The organism is Streptomyces glaucosporus, assembly GCF_039533345.1.
Taxonomy (GTDB): Bacteria; Actinomycetota; Actinomycetes; order Streptomycetales; family Streptomycetaceae; genus Streptomyces; species Streptomyces glaucosporus.
In genome coordinates, this window is record NZ_BAAATJ010000005.1 from 91,569 (window position 1) to 111,436 (window position 19,868).

The 19,868-nt window shown below is 73.6% G+C and carries 18 protein-coding genes, 2 pseudogenes and 1 riboswitch; of the genes and pseudogenes, 9 read left to right on the forward strand and 11 right to left on the reverse strand.

Annotated features, from left to right (window positions below; translation table 11 throughout):
- Positions 1-71: 71 nt before the first annotated feature.
- Positions 72-1,718, reverse strand: coding sequence for a catalase (locus tag ABD358_RS08230; protein ID WP_344630204.1), 1,647 nt, complete (start codon positions 1,716-1,718; stop codon positions 72-74).
- 180 nt (positions 1,719-1,898) lie between these two features.
- Here ABD358_RS08230 and ABD358_RS08235 point away from each other — a divergent pair, with 180 nt between their 5' ends.
- Entirely contained in the window at positions 1,899-2,654 is a 756-nt protein-coding gene (locus ABD358_RS08235) for a ZIP family metal transporter (protein ID WP_344630205.1), read from the forward strand.
- A gap of 70 nt (positions 2,655-2,724) precedes the next feature.
- Here ABD358_RS08235 and ABD358_RS08240 read toward each other — a convergent pair whose 3' ends face one another.
- On the reverse strand, positions 2,725-3,396 hold the full coding sequence (locus ABD358_RS08240) for a hypothetical protein (protein WP_344630206.1): 672 nt from the start codon (positions 3,394-3,396) through the stop codon (positions 2,725-2,727).
- 228 nt (positions 3,397-3,624) lie between these two features.
- Between ABD358_RS08240 and ABD358_RS08245 the strand changes: the two genes are divergently transcribed.
- On the forward strand, positions 3,625-4,050 hold the full coding sequence (locus ABD358_RS08245) for a hypothetical protein (protein ID WP_344630207.1): 426 nt from the start codon (positions 3,625-3,627) through the stop codon (positions 4,048-4,050).
- A gap of 15 nt (positions 4,051-4,065) precedes the next feature.
- Here the strand turns inward: ABD358_RS08245 and ABD358_RS08250 are convergent, their stop codons facing one another.
- Complete coding sequence (locus tag ABD358_RS08250) at positions 4,066-5,142, reverse strand: glutamate--cysteine ligase (RefSeq protein ID WP_344630208.1); 1,077 nt, start codon at positions 5,140-5,142, stop codon at positions 4,066-4,068.
- Between the two features lie 229 nt (positions 5,143-5,371).
- On the opposite strand from ABD358_RS08250, the gene ABD358_RS08255 reads away from it, so the two are divergent.
- Positions 5,372-6,403: a DNA topoisomerase IB gene (locus ABD358_RS08255; protein ID WP_344630209.1), complete on the forward strand. Its 1,032-nt coding sequence runs from the start codon at positions 5,372-5,374 to the stop codon at positions 6,401-6,403.
- 27 nt (positions 6,404-6,430) lie between these two features.
- On the opposite strand, the gene ABD358_RS08260 is transcribed toward ABD358_RS08255, so the two are convergent.
- Together ABD358_RS08260 and ABD358_RS08265 are read right to left on the reverse strand one after the other, a co-directional pair.
- On the reverse strand, positions 6,431-7,645 hold the full coding sequence (locus tag ABD358_RS08260; RefSeq protein ID WP_344630210.1) for a hypothetical protein: 1,215 nt from the start codon (positions 7,643-7,645) through the stop codon (positions 6,431-6,433).
- A 165-nt stretch (positions 7,646-7,810) separates the two neighbouring features.
- On the reverse strand, positions 7,811-8,668 hold the full coding sequence (locus ABD358_RS08265) for a helix-turn-helix domain-containing protein (RefSeq protein ID WP_344630211.1): 858 nt from the start codon (positions 8,666-8,668) through the stop codon (positions 7,811-7,813).
- 366 nt (positions 8,669-9,034) lie between these two features.
- On the opposite strand from ABD358_RS08265, the gene ABD358_RS08270 reads away from it, so the two are divergent.
- Complete coding sequence (locus ABD358_RS08270; RefSeq protein ID WP_344630212.1) at positions 9,035-9,496, forward strand: ATP-binding protein; 462 nt, start codon at positions 9,035-9,037, stop codon at positions 9,494-9,496.
- Positions 9,497-9,527: 31 nt separating this feature from the next.
- Here ABD358_RS08270 and ABD358_RS08275 read toward each other — a convergent pair whose 3' ends face one another.
- On the reverse strand, positions 9,528-10,943 hold the full coding sequence (locus ABD358_RS08275) for an NADP-dependent succinic semialdehyde dehydrogenase (protein WP_344630213.1): 1,416 nt from the start codon (positions 10,941-10,943) through the stop codon (positions 9,528-9,530).
- A gap of 368 nt (positions 10,944-11,311) precedes the next feature.
- The gene (locus ABD358_RS08280) at positions 11,312-11,695 is read right to left on the reverse strand and encodes a hypothetical protein (RefSeq protein WP_344630214.1); all 384 of its coding nucleotides are present in this window, start codon (positions 11,693-11,695) and stop codon (positions 11,312-11,314) included.
- 285 nt (positions 11,696-11,980) lie between these two features.
- On the opposite strand from ABD358_RS08280, the gene ABD358_RS08285 reads away from it, so the two are divergent.
- Positions 11,981-12,397 carry a CBS domain-containing protein gene (locus ABD358_RS08285; protein ID WP_344630215.1) on the forward strand — a complete coding sequence of 139 codons (417 nt, stop codon included), beginning with the start codon at positions 11,981-11,983 and terminating at the stop codon, positions 12,395-12,397.
- A 121-nt stretch (positions 12,398-12,518) separates the two neighbouring features.
- Here ABD358_RS08285 and ABD358_RS08290 read toward each other — a convergent pair whose 3' ends face one another.
- On the reverse strand, positions 12,519-12,797 hold the full coding sequence (locus ABD358_RS08290; RefSeq protein ID WP_344630216.1) for a hypothetical protein: 279 nt from the start codon (positions 12,795-12,797) through the stop codon (positions 12,519-12,521).
- A 265-nt stretch (positions 12,798-13,062) separates the two neighbouring features.
- On the opposite strand from ABD358_RS08290, the pseudogene ABD358_RS28410 reads away from it, so the two are divergent.
- Positions 13,063-13,755 (forward strand): annotated as a pseudogene (locus tag ABD358_RS28410) (transposase family protein); the annotation flags it as partial.
- Here the strand turns inward: ABD358_RS28410 and ABD358_RS08300 are convergent.
- From ABD358_RS08300 to ABD358_RS08310, 3 genes and pseudogenes are all read right to left on the reverse strand, one after another.
- Positions 13,753-13,923, reverse strand: a pseudogene (locus tag ABD358_RS08300) (NAD-dependent epimerase/dehydratase family protein); the annotation flags it as partial. The pseudogenes ABD358_RS28410 and ABD358_RS08300 sit on opposite strands and share 3 nt — an antisense overlap.
- A gap of 154 nt (positions 13,924-14,077) precedes the next feature.
- Positions 14,078-14,551: a C40 family peptidase gene (locus tag ABD358_RS08305; RefSeq protein WP_344630217.1), complete on the reverse strand. Its 474-nt coding sequence runs from the start codon at positions 14,549-14,551 to the stop codon at positions 14,078-14,080.
- Between the two features lie 4 nt (positions 14,552-14,555).
- Positions 14,556-14,710: riboswitch (cyclic di-AMP (ydaO/yuaA leader) on the reverse strand.
- A gap of 880 nt (positions 14,711-15,590) precedes the next feature.
- Positions 15,591-16,817 (reverse strand): acyl-CoA dehydrogenase family protein, encoded by a 1,227-nt coding sequence (locus tag ABD358_RS08310; RefSeq protein ID WP_344630218.1) that lies wholly within the window; start codon positions 16,815-16,817, stop codon positions 15,591-15,593.
- Between the two features lie 158 nt (positions 16,818-16,975).
- On the opposite strand from ABD358_RS08310, the gene ABD358_RS08315 reads away from it, so the two are divergent.
- From ABD358_RS08315 to ABD358_RS08325, 3 genes are all read left to right on the forward strand, one after another.
- Positions 16,976-17,617 (forward strand): TetR/AcrR family transcriptional regulator, encoded by a 642-nt coding sequence (locus ABD358_RS08315; protein WP_344630219.1) that lies wholly within the window; start codon positions 16,976-16,978, stop codon positions 17,615-17,617.
- 205 nt (positions 17,618-17,822) lie between these two features.
- A complete protein-coding gene (locus ABD358_RS08320) occupies positions 17,823-19,061 on the forward strand; it encodes a Mur ligase family protein (RefSeq protein WP_344630220.1) in 1,239 nt (412 codons plus the stop codon).
- Positions 19,062-19,110: 49 nt separating this feature from the next.
- Positions 19,111-19,839, forward strand: a complete 729-nt coding sequence (locus ABD358_RS08325) for a type 1 glutamine amidotransferase (RefSeq protein ID WP_344630359.1) — start codon at positions 19,111-19,113, stop codon at positions 19,837-19,839.
- Positions 19,840-19,868: the final 29 nt, after the last annotated feature.

A 19,868-nucleotide genomic window follows, 5' to 3' on the forward strand; every position in this document is an offset into this window, starting at 1 on the left:
CTCCACGGATTCCCCGCACGCGGCCCGCCACACGGCGCGTTCGCCGTGCGGCGGGCCGGCCGGGCGGAGGGTCAGCGGGTCACCACGTGCCGCTCGTCCGGGACACAGTGGGTCATGGTCAGGCCCTCCACGTCACGCGGCGGGTTCTTGCCCAGGTTCGCCAGGCGCTCGCGGTCTTCGTCGGTCAGCCGCTGGTTCGGCAGCGGCTCCAGGTGCGCCACGTCCTGGGGGGAGATCCCGAGCCCCTCGCCGACGCGCAGCCCGAGGTCGTTCTCCACCAGAAGGAAGTGCCACACCATCCGCTCCTGGATGTGGCGCGGGCACTGCTTGAGCTGGTTGGTGAAGTTCCTGACCAGGTCGTCGCGTTCCCAGTCCTGCATCAGCAGGTAGCGCTGCCCCGCCTGCATGTAGTCGTTGGTGCGGGGGATGCGGCTGCGGGTCAGGCGGCCGCGGATCTCCGGGCCCTGCTCCCCGTAGCCCGGCCCCTCGGCCTCCTGGAGCCCGCCCAGGGTCGAGGGCTCGTAGTTGACGTGCGGGTTCTCGCCCCCGGGGTCGACCTGGTACGACATCGGGCCGCCGCGCTGGTTGGTGTGCACCGGCGCCTTGGCCTGGTTCACCGGGAGCTGGAGGTAGTTGGGGCCGACGCGGTAGCGCTGGGTGTCGCTGTAGGAGAAGGTGCGGCCGACCAGCATCTTGTCGTCGGAGAAGTCGAGGCCGTCGACCAGCACGCCGGTGCCGAAGGCGATCTGCTCGTTCTGCGTGAAGAAGTCGTCCGGCATCCGGTTGAGGACCATGCGGCCCACCGGCTTGGGCGGGAACTCCTGCTCCGGCCAGGTCTTGGTGTCGTCCAGCGGGTCGAAGTCCAGCTCCGGGTGCTCGTGGTCGTCCATCATCTGCACCAGGAGTTCCCACTCGGGGTAGTCGCCCCGCTCGATCGCCTCGTACAGGTCCTTGGTGGCGTGGCCGAGGCTCTCCGCCTGGACGTTGGCGGCGTCCTCCTCGGTCATGCTGCGCACGCCCTGCTTGGGCATCCAGTGGTACTTGACCAGCACGGTGTGGCCGTCGGAGTTGGCCCACTTGTAGGTGTTGACGCCGAAGCCCTGCATGTGGCGGTAGTCGGCGGGGATGCCGCGGGGGCTGAAGAGGTTGACGAGCATGTGCATGCACTCGGGCGTCTGCGACATGAAGTCGAAGATCCGCTCGGGCCGCTGCTCGAAGGTCACCGGGTCGGGCTTGAGGGCGTGGATGACGTCGGGGAACTTGATCGCGTCCCGGATGAAGAAGACGCCGAGGTTGTTGCCGACCAGGTCCCAGTTGCCCTCCTCGGTGTAGAACTTCACCGCGAAGCCCCGGGGGTCGCGGGCGGCCTCGGAGGAGTCGCGTCCGCCGATGACCGTGGAGAAGCGGACGGCCACGTCGGTGCGCTTGCCCCGCTCCTGGAACAGCTTGGCGCGGGTGTACCGGCTGATGGGTTCGTCTCCCCAGGAGCCGTACGCCTCGAAGAATCCGAAGGCCGTCACGCCTCGCGCGTGCACCACGCGCTCGGGGATGCGCTCCCGGTCGAAGTGGCTGATCTTCTCCAGGAAGTGGTAGTTCTCCAGCGTGGCCGGACCGCGGGCACCGACCGTGCGCTGGTTCTGGTTGTCGTGGATCGGGTGTCCCTGCCGGTTGGTGAGCACCGGACGGGTGTCGGCTCCCTGCTTCGCCGTGTCGGTCACAGTCCTGGTCTCCTTCGAACGGTGGGTGCGGGCTCGGGCCCGTCGCGCGAGTGCCTGTACCCCGATACGCCCGGTTCGTACCATCAGGGCGCTCATCGGCGGTTTTGCTCACATGGTCGGCCGCCTTCCGGGCCTGGGGAGGGAGGGGTCGGAGGTCCGGGTGCGGGTACGCGGGCCCGCATGGGCGAGCTGCTGGAAGCGGGAGGATGGGGACTGCTGGCGGGTTCGGCGCTGCTGGTGGGCGCGGTGCCGGGGTACGTCCTGCGGATCCCCCATCAGGTGGTCGCGTCCGTGATGGCCTTCGGCGCCGGGGTGCTGCTGTCCGCCGTGTCGTTCGAGCTGATCGACGAGGCCTACGGCCGGTCGGGGATGCTTCCGGTGGTGGTCGGCGCCGTCGGGGGCGCGGTCGCCTACACCACGGGCAATGCGGCCCTGGCCCGCCGGGGGGCGCGGCACCGAAAACGCTCCGGGCACGTGCAGGACCAGCCGTCGGAGCGGCAGCGGTCCGGGTCCGGGACGGCCCTCGCGCTGGGCGCGCTGCTGGACGGCGTCCCGGAGTCCGCGGTCATCGGGCTGGGCCTGGCCCAGGGCGGCGCGGTGAGCACGGCGACCGTCGCCGCCGTCTTCATCAGCAATGTGCCCGAGGGGCTCTCCAGCTCGGCCGGCATGCGCAAGGCCGGGCGGAGCAGGAGCTACGTCTTCGGCCTGTGGGGGACGATCGCGGTCGTGAGCATGCTGTCGGCGGTGGCCGGCAACGCCGCCGCCGGGGTGCTGCCGCCCTCCGTGGTGGCCGCGGTGACGGCCGTGGCCGCGGGCGCCGTCCTGGCCATGATCGCGGACACGATGATCCCGGAGGCCTTCGAGAAGGCCCATCTGGCCATCGGGCTGATCGTCGTCGCCGGCTTCCTCGTCTCCTTCGCGCTCTCGCACGCCTGAGGACGGCACCGGGCACGGACGCGCCGGGCCGGCGGCACCCGTTCGGGTGCCGCCGGCCCGGCGTGCGGGTTCAGTGCTCCAGGTCGGAGCGCATGGCGACGAACAGCCTCCCGGCCTCGTCGAGGGTGCTGTCCGGGAAGAGGGCCACCGCCGCGGTGCTCTCGTCCGCCCAGCCGCAGACCATGTTGCCGTCCTCGGCGAGGGAGGCCGCCAGGCACTCCACCGAGCCGCCCAGCGGTCCCGGGTCCGCCACCGGCCGCGCCTCGGGCTGCCCCAGCTCCGGGTCCCACCTGATGTGCTCCAGCATGCCGCGGAAGAGGTGCTCGCGGCGCTTGACGGGGTCCTCCGGGACGTTGTCGACGCCCTCGAAGAGGACCGGCTCGCCGCCGTCCGGCGCGGCGAAGCGGGCGACCACCAGTCGCATGCCGTCCCGCATCTCCCCCGGGTCGACCGGTACGTCCGTGACGGCGCCCTCGCCGGTGACCCTGCGCAGGCCGCCCGCCTCCTGCGCGTCCACCAGCCTCCGCTCGCCGCCGGGAGCGGACGGGGCGCCGTCGGCGGACGGGGCGTCGTCGGCGGACGGGGCGTCGTCGGCGGCGGGCCGCGAGGCGCCGGGCGAGGCGGACCGCGAGGCGTCCGGCGGCGCCGGGACGTCCTCCGGCTGGCAGCCGGTCACCGCGACGGCGGCCGCGGCCGCGGCGACGGCGGCCAGGCGCAGGGATCTTCCGGTTGTCCGGAACATGATGCTGTACCCCCCTGTTCGAGGCCGTCCCCCTGACGGCCGCGAACAGGGGACGCGCAGGTCGGCCGGGCCGGTTCCCGCCGGACGGCCGCCGCTTCCGGCACGGGGGCGAGGGTGGCCGAAGGTGTGCTGTCCCCACCGGCCGATCCGGGGTAGGGATGACAGGAGCGGCAGGACCGGGGGCGCCGCCGAGGCCGCCCTCCACGAGGCGAGAGGAGGCCGTTCCCCGTGCTCACCGAGTCCGAGGCGGGCGCCGGGCGGGAGCCCGGCTCGCCCTTCGCTGCCCGGGCTCCCGAGGCGGAGGGCGGGGCCGGCCGGTGCGCGTGGGTCCTCGGCGACTGCTGGCTGTGGTGCCGCCGCACCGGTACGGCGGTGACCTGGCTCGGTCCGGTGACCTCCTGGGGCACCCACGCCCCGCTGTACGCGTGCGAGGAGTGCATCCGCCGGCTGGAGGAGCAGGTCCGCTCCTCGCCGGTCCACCAGGACACCGCCTGCTGGCTGTGGTGCGGCCGGGACGACGTGCCGCTGGCCCTGCTCGCGGAGGTCCAGCACGAGGACGGCACGACCTTCTTCTACGCCTGCGGCGAGTGCGTCGGCCGGCTCAGGCGGATGGTGCTGGACCGGGCGATGGACAAGGACGCGGCCAAACGCTGAGGACGGGCGGGGTGTTCAGGCCACCGTCCTGCGCACGGCTTCGGCCACCACGGCGCTCAGGTCGCCCGTCTCCTCGTGGACCGCGCGCTGGACGTCGGCGCCGTTGCCCCGGCGGAACAGCTCCTCCACCCCTTCCTTCACCAGGTCCAGGTCCCCGGCGTCCGACAGGGCCGGGCCGGCGTGGTCCAGCAGGGCGCGGACGACGGCCTCCGCCGGGGCGGGTTCGAAGGTCACCGGATGCACCAGGTCGCCGGAGAGCCCGGAGCGGCTCGCCCGCCAGGCCGCCAGCCGCAGCAGGCCGACGCCGACCCGGGCGGGGGGCTCCCCCGCGCGCCAGGCGCGCGCGGCGGTCTCCACCAGGGCGCGGGCCAGCGCGGCGATCACCACCGTGTCGCGGGCGTCGAGGCACACGTCGGCGACCCGGATCTCGACCGTCGGGTAGCTGCGCGACAGTCTCGCGTCGAAGTAGACCATCCCCTCGTCCAGCAGCGCCCCGGTCCCGATCATCGAGCGGACCTGCTCGTGGTAGGCGCCGGCCGAGCCGAAGACCTCCACCGGGCCCGCCGACGGCCACCGGCCCCAGACCCGGTTGCGGTAGCTGTGGTAGCCGCTGTCCTCGCCCTGCCAGAACGGCGAGTTGGCGCTCATCGCCAGCAGCGGGGCCAGCCAGGGCCTGATCCGGTCCAGGACCGCCACGCCCTCCTCGTCGGAGTCCACGCCCACATGGACGTGGCATCCGCAGGTGAGCTGCTCCTGGGCGGTCAGCCCGTACTCCTGCGCCATCCTCCGGTAGCGGTCGCCGGGGCTGAGCGAGGGGTGGACCGCCAGGGGGGAGGTGGCCAGCGCGGCGACCTCCGCCCCGGCCGCCCGCGCCCGCTGCGACGCCGCCCCGCGCCACCGGCGTATCTCCACCGCCAGGTCCGTCATCTCGCGGCGGGGCCGGGTCCCGGTCTCCACCTGCTCGCGCTGGAGTTCCTTCTCCAGTTCCTCCTCCTCCCGGGCCGAGGCCAGCACCGCGCCCGACACGGCCCGCGGCTCGCCGGTGTCCGCGTCCACCAGGAGCAGTTCTTCCTCCACGCCCACGCTTCGCATCGCCACAGCCTCCTCAAGGGGTAGTGGTCCAGCGGATTCCCCGCTCCGGCCGGAGTACGCAGCCGGTCCCGGCCACCGCCGGGCCGGGACCGGCGGGGCGCGGAAGCGGGCCATGACCCGGCCGAGCGGGGGAAGGAGGAGGGACGCCCCGCCGCCGCGGCGAAGGCCCGTGTGCGGCTCCGGTTCCGGGGGGACCCGGCGGCGGGGACGAGGAGGCGAGGAGGATCACGTGCGTCTGCGTCACACCCGGCCCACCGATCCCGGCTACACCCGCAGGCGCCACGGCCGCGGCTTCCGCTACCTCGACGCCTCCGGGCGGCCGCTGCGCGATCCGGCGGAACTGGAACGGATCGAGGCCCTGGTCATCCCGCCCGCCTGGCGGGACGTGTGGATCTGCCCGAAGCCCAACGGCCACCTCCAGGCCGTGGGCACCGACGCCGCGGGCCGCCGTCAGTACCTGTACCACCCCCAGTTCCGCGCCGAGCAGGAGCAGGCCAAGCACGAGCACGTGCTCGACGTCGCCGAGGCGCTGCCCCGCATCCGCGAGGCGGTCGAGGCCCAGCTGAGCCTGCGGGGGCTGGTGCGGGAGCGGGTCCTGGCCGCCGCGGCCCGCCTGCTGGACCTGGGCTTCTTCCGCGTCGGCGGTGAACGCTACGCGGAGGCGAACAACTCCTACGGCCTGACCACCCTGCTGCGCGAGCACGCCTCCATCGGGGGCGGCGCGGTGACCTTCACCTACCCCGGCAAGCACGGCAGGGAGCAGGTGCGGGCCGTGGCCGACCCCGCGACCTGCCGTGCCGTGCGTTCCCTCAAGCGCCGCCGCGGGGGCGGCGACCGGCTGTTCGCCTGGTGGGAGCGGCCCGTCTGGCACGAGGTGACGGGCGAGGACCTCAACGCCTATCTGAGGGAGCTGGGCGGGGTGGACATCACCGCCAAGGACTTCCGCACCTGGCACGCCACCGTGCTGGCCGCCGTCGCGCTCGCCGTCTCGCGGTACGCCGACCGCAGCGAGACCGCGCGCCGCCGGGCGGTCTCGCGCGCGGTGAGGGAGGTCTCCCAGTACCTCGGCAACACCCCGGCGGTGTGCCGCGCCTCGTACGTCAACCCGCGGGTGATCGAGCTGTACGAGGAGGGTGTGACGATCGCCCCCGTCCTGGACCGTCTCGGCGCCGGGGCCGCGTTCGGGCTGCCCGCCACCCAGGGGGCCGTCGAGGAGGCCGTGCTGCGGATGCTGCGCACCGGCCGCCCGCCGCGCGTCTGAGGGGGCCGGCGGGCGGCCGGTGCGTCCTCAGGTCCTCGAGACCACTCCGCACTCCCCGTCCTCGCCCAGGTCCTCGATGGACTCGCTGCGGTCGTAGGGGTCCTTCTCCGGGCCGGAGGGCACGGGGCCGGCGTGGAGGTCCTCGGTGAACTGCGGGTGGACGAAGCCGTCGTGCTCGCCGCAGCCGCCGTTGGCGATGTACACGTCGGTGCTGTAGATCCACAGCTTGCCCTCGGTGTACTTCCACTCCGGGCCGTGCAGCACGTCGACGTCGAGGGTGCGGCGCACGATGGTGCGCGCGACCTCGTCGCCGCCCCCGGCCCTGACGAAGGGGTAGACGAAGGTGTAGTCGGCGTGGATGCGCGGCACGCCCTTCTGGCCCTTCGTCAGCTCCATCCGGCCGCGGACCTTGACCACCTCGCCGGCGAGTCCGACCTCGTCCCGGTCGAAGCGCGTGAACAGCGCCGTGGGGTCGTTCTCCTCGCCGGGCTTCTCCAGGGAGGTCCGCGCGTCGGTGACGAAGTCCCCCATCAGCGGGTCCATCAGGTCCAGCGCCTCGGTCGGTTCGGCGCCCCGGAGCACGTCCGGGTCGAGGTTGGCGGCCACGAGGAACCGCTTGGTCCGCTCCAGGGCCGCCTCGATCGCGGCGGCCGGCACGCCGCCGGCCGCCTCGGCCCGGGGAAGCTCGATGGCGTCCGCGCCGTCGGCCCAACGCCGGGCGGGCGACCCGGCGAAGGGCTCCTCCACCGTGGGCCGGTCCGGAAGGGCCTCCGCCTCCGGGGCCTCGGCCGGTCTCGCGGTCTCCGCGGGCAGGGGCGCCGGCGCCGCCCCGTCGTCCCCGCCGGGCATCCAGGAGCGCACGAGGGGCGGGTTGAGGGCGTAGAGCAGGGCGAGGGCGGCCGCGACCGCGCCGACTCCCATGCCGACCCTGCCCAGTCCCCCGCTCCCGCGCCGGCCGCCCTCCGTCTCCTGCCAGGCGGGACCGGTGCGCCATCCCTCGGGCCGGCGGGGTTCGGGCCGCCGTCCGCGGAGCCTGTTCCGCAGGGGTCCGCGCCGCGCGGCCTCCTCGTCCTGCTGCCGCAGGCGGGCGGTGACCATCCGGGCCCGGGCCGACGGCTCCTCGGGCGCGGAGCGCCCCGACGCGCACTCCTCGACGAAACGCTCCCACACCTCGTCCGGTACGGCCGGCTCCCCTCCCGGCTCGTTCCTGTCGTTCCCGGGGCCGGGCGGCTGGAGGGGCATGTCGCTGCTCTTCCGTTCTCTCTCGGAGCGCACGAGGGCGCGAAGACGATGATCGGGCGCGCCCTTCTTACCCTTCCGCACACTTGTGCACAAGGGTTGTACGGAATGCCCCGTTCCCCCGAGTGGCTTCCGTCACATCCGGCGGCGCGGCGGGGACCCGGCCCCTCAGAAGCGCTCGCGCATCTCCCGCAGGACGCGCTCGGTCTCCTGCACCGGAACGGCCTGGGTGACCATGCGGTCGAGGGCTTCCAGGTAGGCGGTGACCTCGGGGCGCTCGTCGATGTAGACGGCGCCGGTCAGGCTCTCGGTGTAGACGACGTCCGGCAGTTCCGGATAGCTGAACCGGAAGAGCTGGAAGGGGCCGAACATGCCGGGGTGCGGCCCGGCGCTGAAGGGCATGACCTGCAGGCTGACGTTCGGCTTGGCGTTCTCCTCGATCAGCCGGTCGATCTGGGCCCGCATCACGTCCGCGCCGCCCACCGGCCGCCGCAGCACCTGCTCGTCCAGCACCATCCACAGGCGCGGGGCCTCGGGCTTGGCCAGGAGTTGCTGCCGCCCCATGCGCAGGGCGACCCGGCGGTCGAGTTCCTCGTCGTCGGCTCCGGGGAAGCCGGTCCGCAGCAGGGCACGGGCGTAGTCCTCGGTCTGGAGCAGACCGGGGACGCAGTGGGGCTCGTAGGAGCGGATGAGGGAGGCTTCGCTCTCCAGGCTGACGTAGAGGCTGAACCAGTCCGGCAGGACGCTGCGGAACCGGTGCCACCAGCCGGGCTTGCCGGCCTTCTCCACCAGGGCGAGGAAGGCGTCGATCTCCTCCTTCTCGACGCCGTAGCTCTCCAGCAGGGCTCTGACGTAGAGGGGGCGCAGACCCACCTCGGCCTTCTCCATGCGGCGGACCGTGGAGGTGGTGACGCTCAGTACCCTGGCCGCTTCCTCGAAGGACCGTCCGGCCTGCTCCCGCAGGTCGCGCAACCGCAGCCCCAGGACGATCTGCCCCACGGTCGGCGCCGACCGGGACTCGGCCATGGTGTCTCCCTCCCCGCCCGTTCACCGCAGGCAGAGCAGTGTGTCACGACTCGGGTGGCACGACCAGACTGTCGTTCAAATCTTGCAAATTGCAAAACTCTTCTTGCCTTTTGCGGACACCAATGAGCATAGTAACCTGGTGATCCAGTCCACGACGCGATCGCCCCTGCGTCGAACCGCCCCGGAACGCGGGCCCTCCCACTCCGTCTGCGGAGCCCGCCCCCTCACCGCCCCGCCGTGCGGTGACGCGCCGGGCGCAGTGGCTGGCCGGCGGGCGTTTCCGAGCACCGGATTCCCCCATGGACCCAAGCCCGGGGCCGGAGCGACGCCTCCGTCGTCCACCGGCATACGAAAGGCGAGCCTGTGATGGCTCTTCTCCCCCACTCCGCGCGCCTCGCCCCCACCCTTCCGGCCGTACCCGCTCCGCGGCCACGCCTCCGGGCGGAGTTCGAGGTACCGGCCCAGCGTTCCTCCGTGTGCGTGGCGAGACGCCTGCTCGCCGAGTGGCTGGACCGCTGGCACTGCCCCCGGGACACCGCCGAGACCGCTCAGCTGGTGATCTCCGAGTTCGCCACCAACGCCGTGCTCCACACCCCCAGCGACAGGATCGTCTGCCGCCTCCAGCAGTCCGAGCGGTGGCTGCGCATAGAGGTGCGCGACCAGGGCACCGGCACGCGGGGCCTCACACCGCGCCTCGCCGGCACCGAGTCGACCTGCGGGCGCGGCCTCCAGCTCGTCGACGCCCTGGCCGACTCCTGGGGGGACGTCCCCGCGTCCGGATCGCAGGGACGCCTGGTGTGGGCGGAGCTGAGGCTGACCGGCGCGTGAGGCGCCGGCCGCCGCGCCCCTCCCGTGCGCGTCACTCGCCGGCGGGCATGTCCGGGGGCGTGCCGTACCAGACCGTGGTGACGTTGCAGAACTCGCGGATGCCGTGTCCCGACAGCTCCCGGCCGTACCCGGAACGCTTCACCCCGCCGAAGGGCATCGCCGGATGCGACGCGGTCATGCCGTTGATGTAGACGCCGCCCGCCCGGAGGTCCCGCACGCAGCGCTCCTGCTCCTCCTCGTCCCGGGTCCACACGTTGGAGCTCAGGCCGAAGGAGGTGTCGTTGGCCACCTCGATCGCCTGGTCCAGGTCCGCCACCCGGTAGAGGGTGGCCACCGGACCGAAGGTCTCCTCCCGGTGGACGCGCATGTCCGGTGTGACGTCCGCCAGGACGGTCGGCTCGTAGAACCAGCCCGCCGGGTGGCTCGCCGGCCGCCGCCCCCCGCACAGCACGGTCGCGCCGCGCTGCCGGGCGTCCTCGACCAGCTCCTCCAGATCGGCCCTCCCCCTCTCGCTGGAGAGCGGTCCGACGTCGGTGGACTCGTCCATCGGGTCGCCCACCCTCAGGGCCTTCATGCCGTCCACGAAGAGCCGCGTGAACTCCTCGTACACGTCCCGGTGCACGATGAAGCGCTTGGCCGCGATGCAGGACTGGCCGTTGTTCTGGGTCCGCGCGGTCACCGCGACCTCGGCGGCCCGGGTGACGTCCGCCGAGGGCATGACGAGGTAGGGGTCGCTGCCTCCCAGTTCCAGGACGGTCTTCTTGATCTCGTCGCCGGCGACGCTCGCCACCGAGCGGCCGGCGGGCTCGCTGCCGGTGAGTGTCGCGGCGGCCACCCGCGGGTCGCGCAGAACGCCCTCGACGGCGCCGGAGCCGATCAGCAGGGTCTGGAAGCAGCCCTGCGGATACCCGGCGCGACGGAAGAGGTCCTCCAGGTAGAGGGCGGTCCGCGGCACGTTGGAGGCGTGCTTGAGCAGGCCGGTGTTGCCCGCCATCAGCGCGGGCGCGGCGAAGCGGATCACCTGCCAGAGCGGGAAGTTCCACGGCATCACCGCCAGGACGGGGCCCAGCGGGCGGTAGCGCACGTACGCCCTCGTCCCCCCGCTGTCCTCGACGTCCGCGGGCGAGGGGTGCTCGTCGGCCAGCAGCTCCTCGGCGTGCTCGGCGTACCAGCGCATCGCCTTGACGCACTTGGCGGCCTCGGCCCGGGCGGCGGTGATGGGCTTGCCCATCTCGGTGGTCATGGTGCGGGCGATGTCGTCCTGGTCCTTCTCCAGCAGGTCGGCCGCCCTGCGCAGCAGCTCGGCGCGCTCGCCGAAGCCGGTGGTGCGGTAGGTCTCGAAGGCGGCGCGGGCGAGGTCCAGTCGCTTCTCGATCTCCTCCGCGCCCAGGGACTCGAAGGTCTGCAGCGTCTCCCCGGTCGCCGGGTTGGTGGTCGCGATGGGCATGGGGTTCCTCCTCGGAAGCGGTGGAGGCGGCGCGGCCTGCGGCCGACGGCCCGTTTTCCGCGACCCTCGTACCCGTCTGCGGCCCTCCCACTCGGCGGACGGCGCCCCCGGCGGGACGGGGCGCCCGGGCGGAGGCGCCGAGGAGGCGAGACGCCGGCGAGGCGGACGGACGGGAGCCACGCGGGGGGCGGGGCCGTCCGTGGACCCGGGCGGCCCCGCCCGTCCCCCCGGCCGCGCGGCCGCTCGGGGAGGGGGCGGCTTCCCCGCCACCGGGTCGCGAACCGCCGGGGAGACCGTACGCCCGCCCGGCCCGAAGGCGCCGCCGGCCGGCGAAGCGCGCCCCCGGAAACCGCCTCACGGGCGGGCGGTCACCGCTGGGCGAGCCGCAGCCGTACCTCCACCTCCTGGTCGCCGGAGATCCGGGGCTCGGCCGTCACGTCGTAGAAGCCCGCCAGCGCGTCCTGGACCTGCCGTACCGCGTCGGGGCTGCCGCTGATGTCGGCCTCCGTCGGCTCCTTCAGTTCCAGCGCGCACTCCACGTCGCCGTGCGTGCGCACGTCGACCGTGCCGACCCAGAACCTCCGCTTCTCCTCGCCGCCCCCTCCGTCCCGGCCCTGGCCGTTTCCCAGCTGGGGCGATTCCGGGAAGGCGGACCTCAGCACGGTGAAGACGGCCTCGGCGTCCGAGGGGGTGCAGTCGGGCAGCTCGACCTCGACCAGGCTCGCGCTCTCTTCCATCCGTTCAGTGCTCATAGGCCCACCTGTACCCCGGTGCGGGCATTGGTCACAGTCCGGACCGGTCCATCCGGACCTGTTCCGGGCCGCCGCCGCGCTCAACGGGTTCGCCCGGCTCCCGGGGAAGGTCCCGGAGCACCGCGCGGACGGCCTCCACACCGACAGGACGGAACACCCGAAAACCTTGAAAACGAACACACCGGGCATCGTGCCCGCCGTCCGGGGTACCGGGTGGAGAAGGGGCGGGGACGACCGTCCCCCGTCCGAGCCCGACATCCGAGTCCCCGGACGAGGAGTGTTTCCATGGCCCAGAAGATCCGCGAGATCATGACGGCCGACCCGGCCACCGCCTCCCCGCAGACCACACTGGCCGAGGTCGCGCGTCTGATGAGGGACCGTGACATCGGTGACGTCCTGGTGGTCGACGGCGACGAGCTGCGCGGCATGGTGACCGACCGGGACCTGGTGGTGCGCGCCCTCGCCGAGAACAGCGGCGGGGACATCCCCGTGCGGGAGGTCTGCAGCGAGACGCTGGTGACCACGGCGCCCGACGACGACGTCTCGCACGCCGTGCGGCTGATGCGCGAGCACTCCGTGCGGCGGCTGCCGGTCGTGGACCACGGCCACCCGGTCGGTGTGGTGAGCATCGGCGACCTGGCGGTGGAACGCGACCCCGGCTCCGCTCTCGCCGACATCAGCGCCGACGACCCCAACCGCTGACCTCCGTCCCACGGTTCCCTTCCGGGCCCGCCCGGCCGCCCACGCCCCTTCCGGGGGCCGGCGGCCGGGCGGGCCGCCGTTCACCGCCGCACGGCGCGGAGTGCCGCGGCCGGCCGGGCCCTCACCAGGAGGGCTCGCCGGACGGGACGGGGCGGTACGCGCACGGCTCCACCGGGCGGCCGTTCCCGTCCGGTCCGGACGCGGCGCAGGATTCCGCCGGCGGCCACGGGCGCGTTCCGGGCGGCAGCCCGGGGTGCTTCCGCGGGTCGTACTCCTCCCAGCCGCCCCGTTGCTGAGCCTCTTCCGCGCTGCCGTTCAGAGCCAGTGTCGCCGCGGCCCCCGCCAGGACGAGCACCGCCCACCCGGCGGCGATGTTCCGCTTCGCCCTGCTCGACACCATGCCCGGCTCCTCTCGACGGCGAGGGCGTTCGGACCCCCGCGGAGGCTACCGTCCCGCCGACGCCAGGACCTCCTCCTTCTCCGGGTCCAGGCCGAGCCGGGGCGGTCCGGGCGCCGGGGCGGCTCCCCGTCCAGGCTCCGGAGCCAGGCCCAGGCGTCGGCCGCCGCCCCGGCGGCGGGCCGGCAGCGCAGTCCCGCCGCCAGATGAATGAGTCCGGTGTCTGTCCTGGTCGCGACCATGGCGAAGGGCGCCCGTTGGTCAGTGTGTGAAGACAACCCTGGACGCCCTTCCGGCGGCACTGTACGTGTTCATCGACGACCACGTGGCGCCATGCCGCCGGATCGGGCGACCTCCGAAACCGACGGACGCCGACCTGTTGTGCCTCGAGGTCGCCCAGGCCCTGCCCGGTTTCCCCTCGGCTCGGCACCGGATCCGCTTCGCACATGCCCGGCCGGGACACCTGTTCCGCTGCCTGCCCCGGCAGTCCGCCCGCACCAAGCGCCTGAACGCGGCCGGGCCGCTGATCAGCCAGGTGATCGAGGCACTGGCCCGGCAGGTGCCCACCTGGCACGACGACCTGCGGCTGGTCGACTCCACCCCACTGCCGTGCGCGGCCTCCCGCGAGACGGTCAAACGCTCCGGCCTGGCCGGGCACGCCGGCTACGGATACCGCCGCGGCCACCCCCGGTTCTTCTGGGGCCGGCGGCTCTACCTGGTCACCACCGCCGAGGGCATGCCCGTCACCTGGTGCCTGGCCCACCCCGAACCCGGCGAGCGCGAGGTGATGGCCGCGCTGCCGGAGCGCGACCACCGCCTGATCCGCACCGGGCAGGCAATCCTCGCCGACAAGGGCTTCGCCGGGCGGGAGTTCGAAGCCTGCATCGCCGAACGGCCCGGCGCCCACCTGGTGCGGTCCGACCGCAAGGACGAACCGGTCCGGCACGGGGAGATCGCCCAGGGCGTCCGGACCGCCGTCGGCCGTGCGGTCGCCCAGCAGTTCCGCGGCGCCGGCGGGCGCGGCGTGCTGTCCCCGGCGGAAGACGGTCACCTGCCAGTCCCGGGCCAGTGCCTCCTCGGCGACCGCCCGGCCGACGAACTCCGTTCCGCCCAGTACCAGAAGTCTCATGGGGGCGAGCCCGCCCGTCCGGGCGGTGCGGCGGAACGGCTCCACGCCCCGGCGGAATCGCGGAGAGCCGAACCGGGGCCGAACGTGCCGACGGCGCGCCGCGGACGGATGTCCGCGGCGCGCCGTCACCGGGTCCGTCGAGCCCGGCCCGGGGTCACTTCACGCGCCCGTACCGCACGCTCTTGGTCCAGATCTTCTCCTTGCGGACGGTCTTCCCCGGCTTCGGGGAGTGCCAGATCCGCCCGTCGCCGGCGTAGATGCCGACGTGGTAGACGCTGCCGCCGGAGTGGAAGAACACCAGGTCGCCCTTCTTCCGGGACTTGGCGGAGATGTGCTTGGTGCGGTTGTACTGGGCCGCCGCGGTGCGCGGCAGCTTCTTGCCCGCCTTCTTGTAGGAGTACTGGGTGAGTCCCGAGCAGTCGAAGCGGTTCGGCCCGGCGGCGCCGTACTGGTAGGGCGCCCCCTTCTTGGAGGCCGCTACCTTGAGTGCCTTGCCGGCCGGGGTCAGCGCCTCGGCGTCGGGGGTGGCGGCCGGGACCAGCGCCGTCCCCGCGAGCGTCGCGGCGGTGACGGCGGAGGTGACGGCTGCCCGGGACACGAGTCCAGGTATGCGCGGATACGCGGACATGAACTAACCCTTCGTCATCCGCCTGCGAAAGATGACCTGTCGGGTTCGGGCCGGCGAAGTTGCCCGGCCACCTGATGTGGCTTCACCCCAAGGGCCGCGTCGTGCGCGGCCCGGTCCTGCTTGGGTCTCCCGCTCCTGCCGATTCGTCATGGTCCGTCTCTCACCCGGACGGCGGCAGGATTCGGCGTCCGCCCGGGCGCCCCGCCCGGTGGCGGGGACTTGCCTCGTCTACGGATAGTGCGTCAAGAACTCGCTTTGTTGGGAGATCTGACGGTATCTGTGAATTTGTTCACTTCTGTGCGTCCGGAGTCCCGAGCGTCTCCACGGCCCCGGTCATTGTGCCCTGACACGGCCTCTGAGCAGCGGCTGCCGGGAGCTCTCCGGCAGTGCGGCGGCCCGGCGGGAGCTGGCTCCCGGAACCGGGCGCGCCGGTGTGATCAGCTCGAATGGCCGTCCTCGTGTCGGGTGACCCGCGCGGGTCCGCGTGCCGCCGCGGGGTCCGGGGCGGGAGGCCGGGCACGCCGGGACGAATGCGGTTCGCGGCGGCGAAGACGTCCGCGGCGCCGGGGGGCGGGTCTTCCCGCCGGGTCCGCCCAGGGGCCTCGCGGCGCCGGCGCTCCTGCCGGAGGGGCCGTGCGGACGGCGGCCGGGTCGCGGGCGGACCGGGAGCTGCCGGCGGGCGGGTCCGGAGCGGGAAGGGGGCGGAACCGGAGTGTGCGGCGGGCGGCGGTGCGCCGGGCGGGACCGGTTCCCGGCCGTGAGGTGTCGACGCGGTGGCGCGTCGCGGCCGCCACCGGAACGGGGGACACGGGGAAGGGGCCGGCGGGGAGGTCCCGGCCGCCCCGGGCCGGCGCGCCCCCGGCCCCCGCCGGGGTCCGCGTTGGATCCGGCCCCGGCAGCGGTGCCGCGCGGACCCCCGGGGGACGGTCACCGCGGGCCGCGACAGCCGTGGACGGCGCCCGCCGGACGGTGCGGCGGGCGGAGGAGCGGGAGCGAACCAGGCCGGGCCGCCGCCGGGGAGCGGCGGCCCGGTGGGACGTCAGCGGATGTGCATGCCCGAGATCGTGCGGGCGATGACCAGGCGCTGGATCTCGCTGGTCCCCTCGAAGATCGTGTAGATCGCGGCGTCCCGGTGCATGCGCTCCACCGGGTACTCCCGGGTGAAGCCGTTGCCGCCGAGGATCTGGATCGCCTGGGCGGTGACGGCCTTCGCGGTCTCCCCCGCGAACAGCTTGGACATCGATCCCTCGGCGGCCTCGAAGGGCTTGCCCGCCGCCGCCATCCACGAGGCCCGCCACACCAGGAGGCGGGCCGCGTCGATGCGGGTCCGCATGTCGGCGAGCTGGAAGGCGATGCCCTGGTTGTCGATGATCGGGCGGCCGAACTGCACCCTGGTCCTGGCGTAGTCCAGGGCGACCTCGTAGGCGGCGCGGGCTATGCCGACGGCCTGGGCGCCCACCGCCGGGCGGGACGCCTCGAAGGTGGCCATCGCCGCGTTCTTCACGCGGTCCCCGCCCTTCCTGGCGCGCTCGCGGGCGCGGGCCAGGCGCTCGTCGAGCTTCTCCTTGCCGCCCAGCAGGCAGTGGCCGGGGACGCGGACGTCGTCCAGCACCACCTCGGCGGTGTGGGAGGCCCGGATGCCGTGCTTCTTGAACTTCTGCCCCTGGGAGAGGCCGGGGGTGTTCGGCGGGACGACGAAGGAGGCGTGCCCCTTGGCGCCGAGTTCGGGGTCGACGACGGCGACGACGACGTGGACGTTGGCGATGCCGCCGTTGGTCGCCCAGGTCTTGGTGCCGTTGAGCACCCACTCGTCCTTGGCCTCGTCGTAGACCGCGCGGGTGCGCATGGCGGAGACGTCCGACCCGGCGTCGGGCTCGGAGGAGCAGAAGGCGGCGACCTTCACGTCGTCGGCGTCCCCGTACATCTGCGGGATCCAGGTGCCGATCTGCTCCTCGGTGCCGTTGGCGAGCACGCCGACGGCGGCCAGGGCGGTGCCGACGATCGACAGGCCGATGCCCGCGTCGCCCCAGAACAGCTCCTCCATGACCACGGGGATGCCCAGGCCGGTGGGGTCGAAGTACTGCTGGGCGTAGAAGTCGAGCGAGTAGAGGCCGATCTTGGCCGCCTCCTGGAGGATGGGCCAGGGAGTCTCCTCGCGCTCGTCCCACTCCGCGGCGGCGGGACGCATGACATCGGCGGCGAAGCCGTGGACCCAGTCCCTCACGGCCTTCTGGTCCTCGTTGAGCTCGAGCGCGAACTCCGCCATGGCAGCCCTCCATCCATTTGTTACTAGCGGTAACAGAAGTACGTTACCGGCCAGTCCGGTGTCAACCTCCGGCGCCCGGTACGCCCCTCCCCCGCGCCGGGTGTTACGTTGCGCAAAGGTGCCGACGGGGCGTCACAGGGTCGGGGAGAGGCCAGGACATGGAGACCACACACCGGGAGGACCGGCTCGGCGCCGCGGAGCGCCGCCGCAGGGAACTGCTGGAGGCCGCCGAGCGCGTGGTGCTGCGCGACGGTCCCGGCGCGTCGATGAACGCCATCGCCGCCGAGGCCGGCATCACCAAACCCATCCTCTACCGGCACTTCGGCGACAAGGGCGGACTGTACCGGGCCCTGGCCGCACGGCACACCGACGCCCTGGTGGACTCGCTGCGGGCCGCGCTGGACGCCCCCCGCGACCGGCGCGAGCGCGTGGAGGCCGCGCTGGACACCTACCTGGCCGCCATCGAGGCCCGCCCGCAGGTCTACCGTTTCCTGATGCATCCGGCCGAGGAGCCCGGCGGGGACCGCGGCTTCGACGTCGGGCAGCACTCCGCCCCCCTGCTGCGCCGGCTGGGCGAGGAGCTGGCCACGGTCATCGCCGAGCGCATCGAACTCGGTCCCGAGGGCGAGGAGCGGGCCCGGGTGTGGGGCCACGGCATCGTCGGCATGATGCACGCGGCCGGGGACTGGTGGCTGCGCGAGCGACCCTGTCCCAGGGAGCGGCTGGTACGGCATCTGGCCGACCTGCTGTGGGGTGGTCTGGTCACGGCGGACGACCGGGCGGGCGGCCCCGGCTTCTGACCGGTCGGGTCCGGGCCCGGCCGTCCGGCGCGGAGGCCGGCCGCCGTCCGCGGCGCGGACGGAACCGGACCTTCCGGTGGAAACCCTCCCCGGTGCGTGTGCGCCGTCCGCACCGGGGTGATCATCGCAGGGTGGCTCGGTTCGGGACCGGAGACGGACCTCGGTAGGCTGAGTCCCGATCCAGGGGCAAGGAGGAGCGAGAACGATGGCAGGCAACACGGAGCCGTTGCCGCCGCGGGCCAAGCTGGCCGTGACGGCGGGCAAGGCCGCGGCGGCGGTGTCACGGGCCGCGGGTCGTGGCAGCGGATCGGTGATCGGTGGACGGGTGGCGCTCAAACTCGACCCCGACCTGCTGGCCCGGCTCGCCCAGAACCTGGACGTCGTCCTGGTGTCGGCCACCAACGGCAAGACCACCACGACCCGGCTGATCGCCGAGGCCCTGCGGGCCGTCGGCCCGGTGGTCTCCAACGCGCTGGGCGCCAACATGCCCGCCGGCATCACCGCGGCGCTCGCCGGGGGCGGCGACGCCCGCTACGGCGTCATCGAGGTCGACGAGAAGTACCTGTCCACGGTGGCCCGCGACGTGTCCCCCAAGGCCATCGCCCTGCTCAACCTCTCCCGCGACCAGCTCGACCGCGCCGGTGAGACCCGCATGCTGGCCGAGAAGTGGCGCGAGGGCCTCTCCGGCTCCAAGGCCGTCATCGTGGCGAACGCCGACGACCCGCTGGTGGTGTGGGCCGCGTCCTCCTCCCCCAACGTGGTGTGGGTGGCCGCCGGACAGGAGTGGAAGGACGACGCCTGGTCCTGCCCCGCCTGCGGCGGCGTGATGCAGCGGCCGGGCGACGACTGGTTCTGCGGCGAGTGCGGTTTCCGCCGCCCCACCCCGAGCTGGGCGCTCTCCGGCGACCACGTGCTGGACCCGCACGGTTCGGCCTGGCCGATCCACCTCCAGCTCCCCGGCCGCGCCAACAAGGCCAACGCCACGACCTCCGCGGCCGTCGCCGCCGCCTTCGGCGTCCCCCCGCAGGTGGCGCTGGAACGGATGTACTCGGTGACCGCCGTGGCGGGCCGCTACGACGTGGTGTCCTACCAGGGGCGCGAGCTCCGGCTGCTGCTGGCGAAGAACCCGGCGGGCTGGCTGGAGACGTTCTCCCTGATCGACGGCCCGCCCGCACCCGTCATCCTGTCGGTCAACGCCCGCAGCGCGGACGGCACCGACACCTCCTGGCTGTGGGACGTGGACTACTCGCGGCTGGCCGGCCACCCCATCTGCGTGATCGGCGACCGCAAGCTGGACCTGGCGGTCCGGCTGGAGGTCGCCGGGGTGGACTTCCAGGTGTGCGAGAACGCCGCCGAGGCCGTGCGGCAGTGCCCGCCCGGCCGGATCGAGGCGATCGCCAACTACACCGCGTTCCAGGACCTGCGCCGCGTCGTCGGCAACTGATCCGGCAACCATCGACAACACGGCCGAGGAGACGGCGAGGATGGCGAGCATGAACGAGAGCGGCCTGCGCCTGGTGTGGGTCTACCCTGACCTGCTGAGCACCTACGGCGACCAGGGCAACGTACTGGTGGTGGAACGGCGCGCGCGGCAGCGCGGTCTGGGGGTGCACCGGATCGACGTCCGGTCCGACCAGGCGATCCCCACCTCCGGGGACATCTACCTGATCGGCGGCGGCGAGGACCGCCCGCAGCGGCTGGCCGCCGAGCGGCTGCGCCGCGACGGCGGGCTGAACCGGGCCGTGGACAACGGCGCGATCGTCTTCTCGGTCTGCGCCGGCTACCAGATCCTGGGGCACGAGTTCATCAACGACCTCGGGCAGCGCGAGCCCGGGCTGGGCCTGCTGGACGTGACCAGCACCCGCGGCGAGGGCGAGCGGTGCGTCGGCGACGTCCTGGCCGACATCGACGAGCGGCTGGGGCTGCCGCAGCTCACCGGTTTCGAGAACCACCAGGGCATCACGCACCTGGGGCCGACGGCGCGGCCGCTGGCCCGGGTGCGGCTGGGCAAGGGCAACGGCACCGGCGACGGCACCGAGGGCGCCTGGAACGACACCGTCTTCGGCACCTACATGCACGGACCGGTGCTGGCCAGGAACCCGCAGATCGCGGACCTGCTGCTCAAGCTGGCCCTGGACGTGAACGCCCTCCCGCCGGTGGACGACCGCTGGTACGAGGCGCTGCGCGCCGAGCGGATCGCGGCGGCCACCCAGCCCGCCTGACCGTGTCACCCCCGCCCGGAGACCCGGGC

What these genes read in the sequence shown, in the direction of transcription:
- ABD358_RS08270 (WP_344630212.1), top strand. Translation starts at nt 9,035, where the DNA reads ATGGCTCTTCTCCCCCACTCCGCGCGCCTCGCCCCCACCCTTCCGGCC.
- ABD358_RS08290 (WP_344630216.1), bottom strand. Translation starts at nt 12,797, where the DNA reads ATGGTGTCGAGCAGGGCGAAGCGGAACATCGCCGCCGGGTGGGCGGTG.
- ABD358_RS08305 (WP_344630217.1), bottom strand. Translation starts at nt 14,551, where the DNA reads ATGTCCGCGTATCCGCGCATACCTGGACTCGTGTCCCGGGCAGCCGTC.
- ABD358_RS08310 (WP_344630218.1), bottom strand. Translation starts at nt 16,817, where the DNA reads ATGGCGGAGTTCGCGCTCGAGCTCAACGAGGACCAGAAGGCCGTGAGG.
- ABD358_RS08250 (WP_344630208.1), bottom strand. Translation starts at nt 5,142, where the DNA reads ATGCGAAGCGTGGGCGTGGAGGAAGAACTGCTCCTGGTGGACGCGGAC.
- ABD358_RS08325 (WP_344630359.1), top strand. Translation starts at nt 19,111, where the DNA reads ATGAACGAGAGCGGCCTGCGCCTGGTGTGGGTCTACCCTGACCTGCTG.
- ABD358_RS08320 (WP_344630220.1), top strand. Translation starts at nt 17,823, where the DNA reads ATGGCAGGCAACACGGAGCCGTTGCCGCCGCGGGCCAAGCTGGCCGTG.
- ABD358_RS08275 (WP_344630213.1), bottom strand. Translation starts at nt 10,943, where the DNA reads ATGCCCATCGCGACCACCAACCCGGCGACCGGGGAGACGCTGCAGACC.
- ABD358_RS08235 (WP_344630205.1), top strand. Translation starts at nt 1,899, where the DNA reads ATGGGCGAGCTGCTGGAAGCGGGAGGATGGGGACTGCTGGCGGGTTCG.
- ABD358_RS08240 (WP_344630206.1), bottom strand. Translation starts at nt 3,396, where the DNA reads ATGTTCCGGACAACCGGAAGATCCCTGCGCCTGGCCGCCGTCGCCGCG.
- ABD358_RS08315 (WP_344630219.1), top strand. Translation starts at nt 16,976, where the DNA reads ATGGAGACCACACACCGGGAGGACCGGCTCGGCGCCGCGGAGCGCCGC.
- ABD358_RS08265 (WP_344630211.1), bottom strand. Translation starts at nt 8,668, where the DNA reads ATGGCCGAGTCCCGGTCGGCGCCGACCGTGGGGCAGATCGTCCTGGGG.
- ABD358_RS08260 (WP_344630210.1), bottom strand. Translation starts at nt 7,645, where the DNA reads ATGCCCCTCCAGCCGCCCGGCCCCGGGAACGACAGGAACGAGCCGGGA.
- ABD358_RS08285 (WP_344630215.1), top strand. Translation starts at nt 11,981, where the DNA reads ATGGCCCAGAAGATCCGCGAGATCATGACGGCCGACCCGGCCACCGCC.
- ABD358_RS08280 (WP_344630214.1), bottom strand. Translation starts at nt 11,695, where the DNA reads ATGAGCACTGAACGGATGGAAGAGAGCGCGAGCCTGGTCGAGGTCGAG.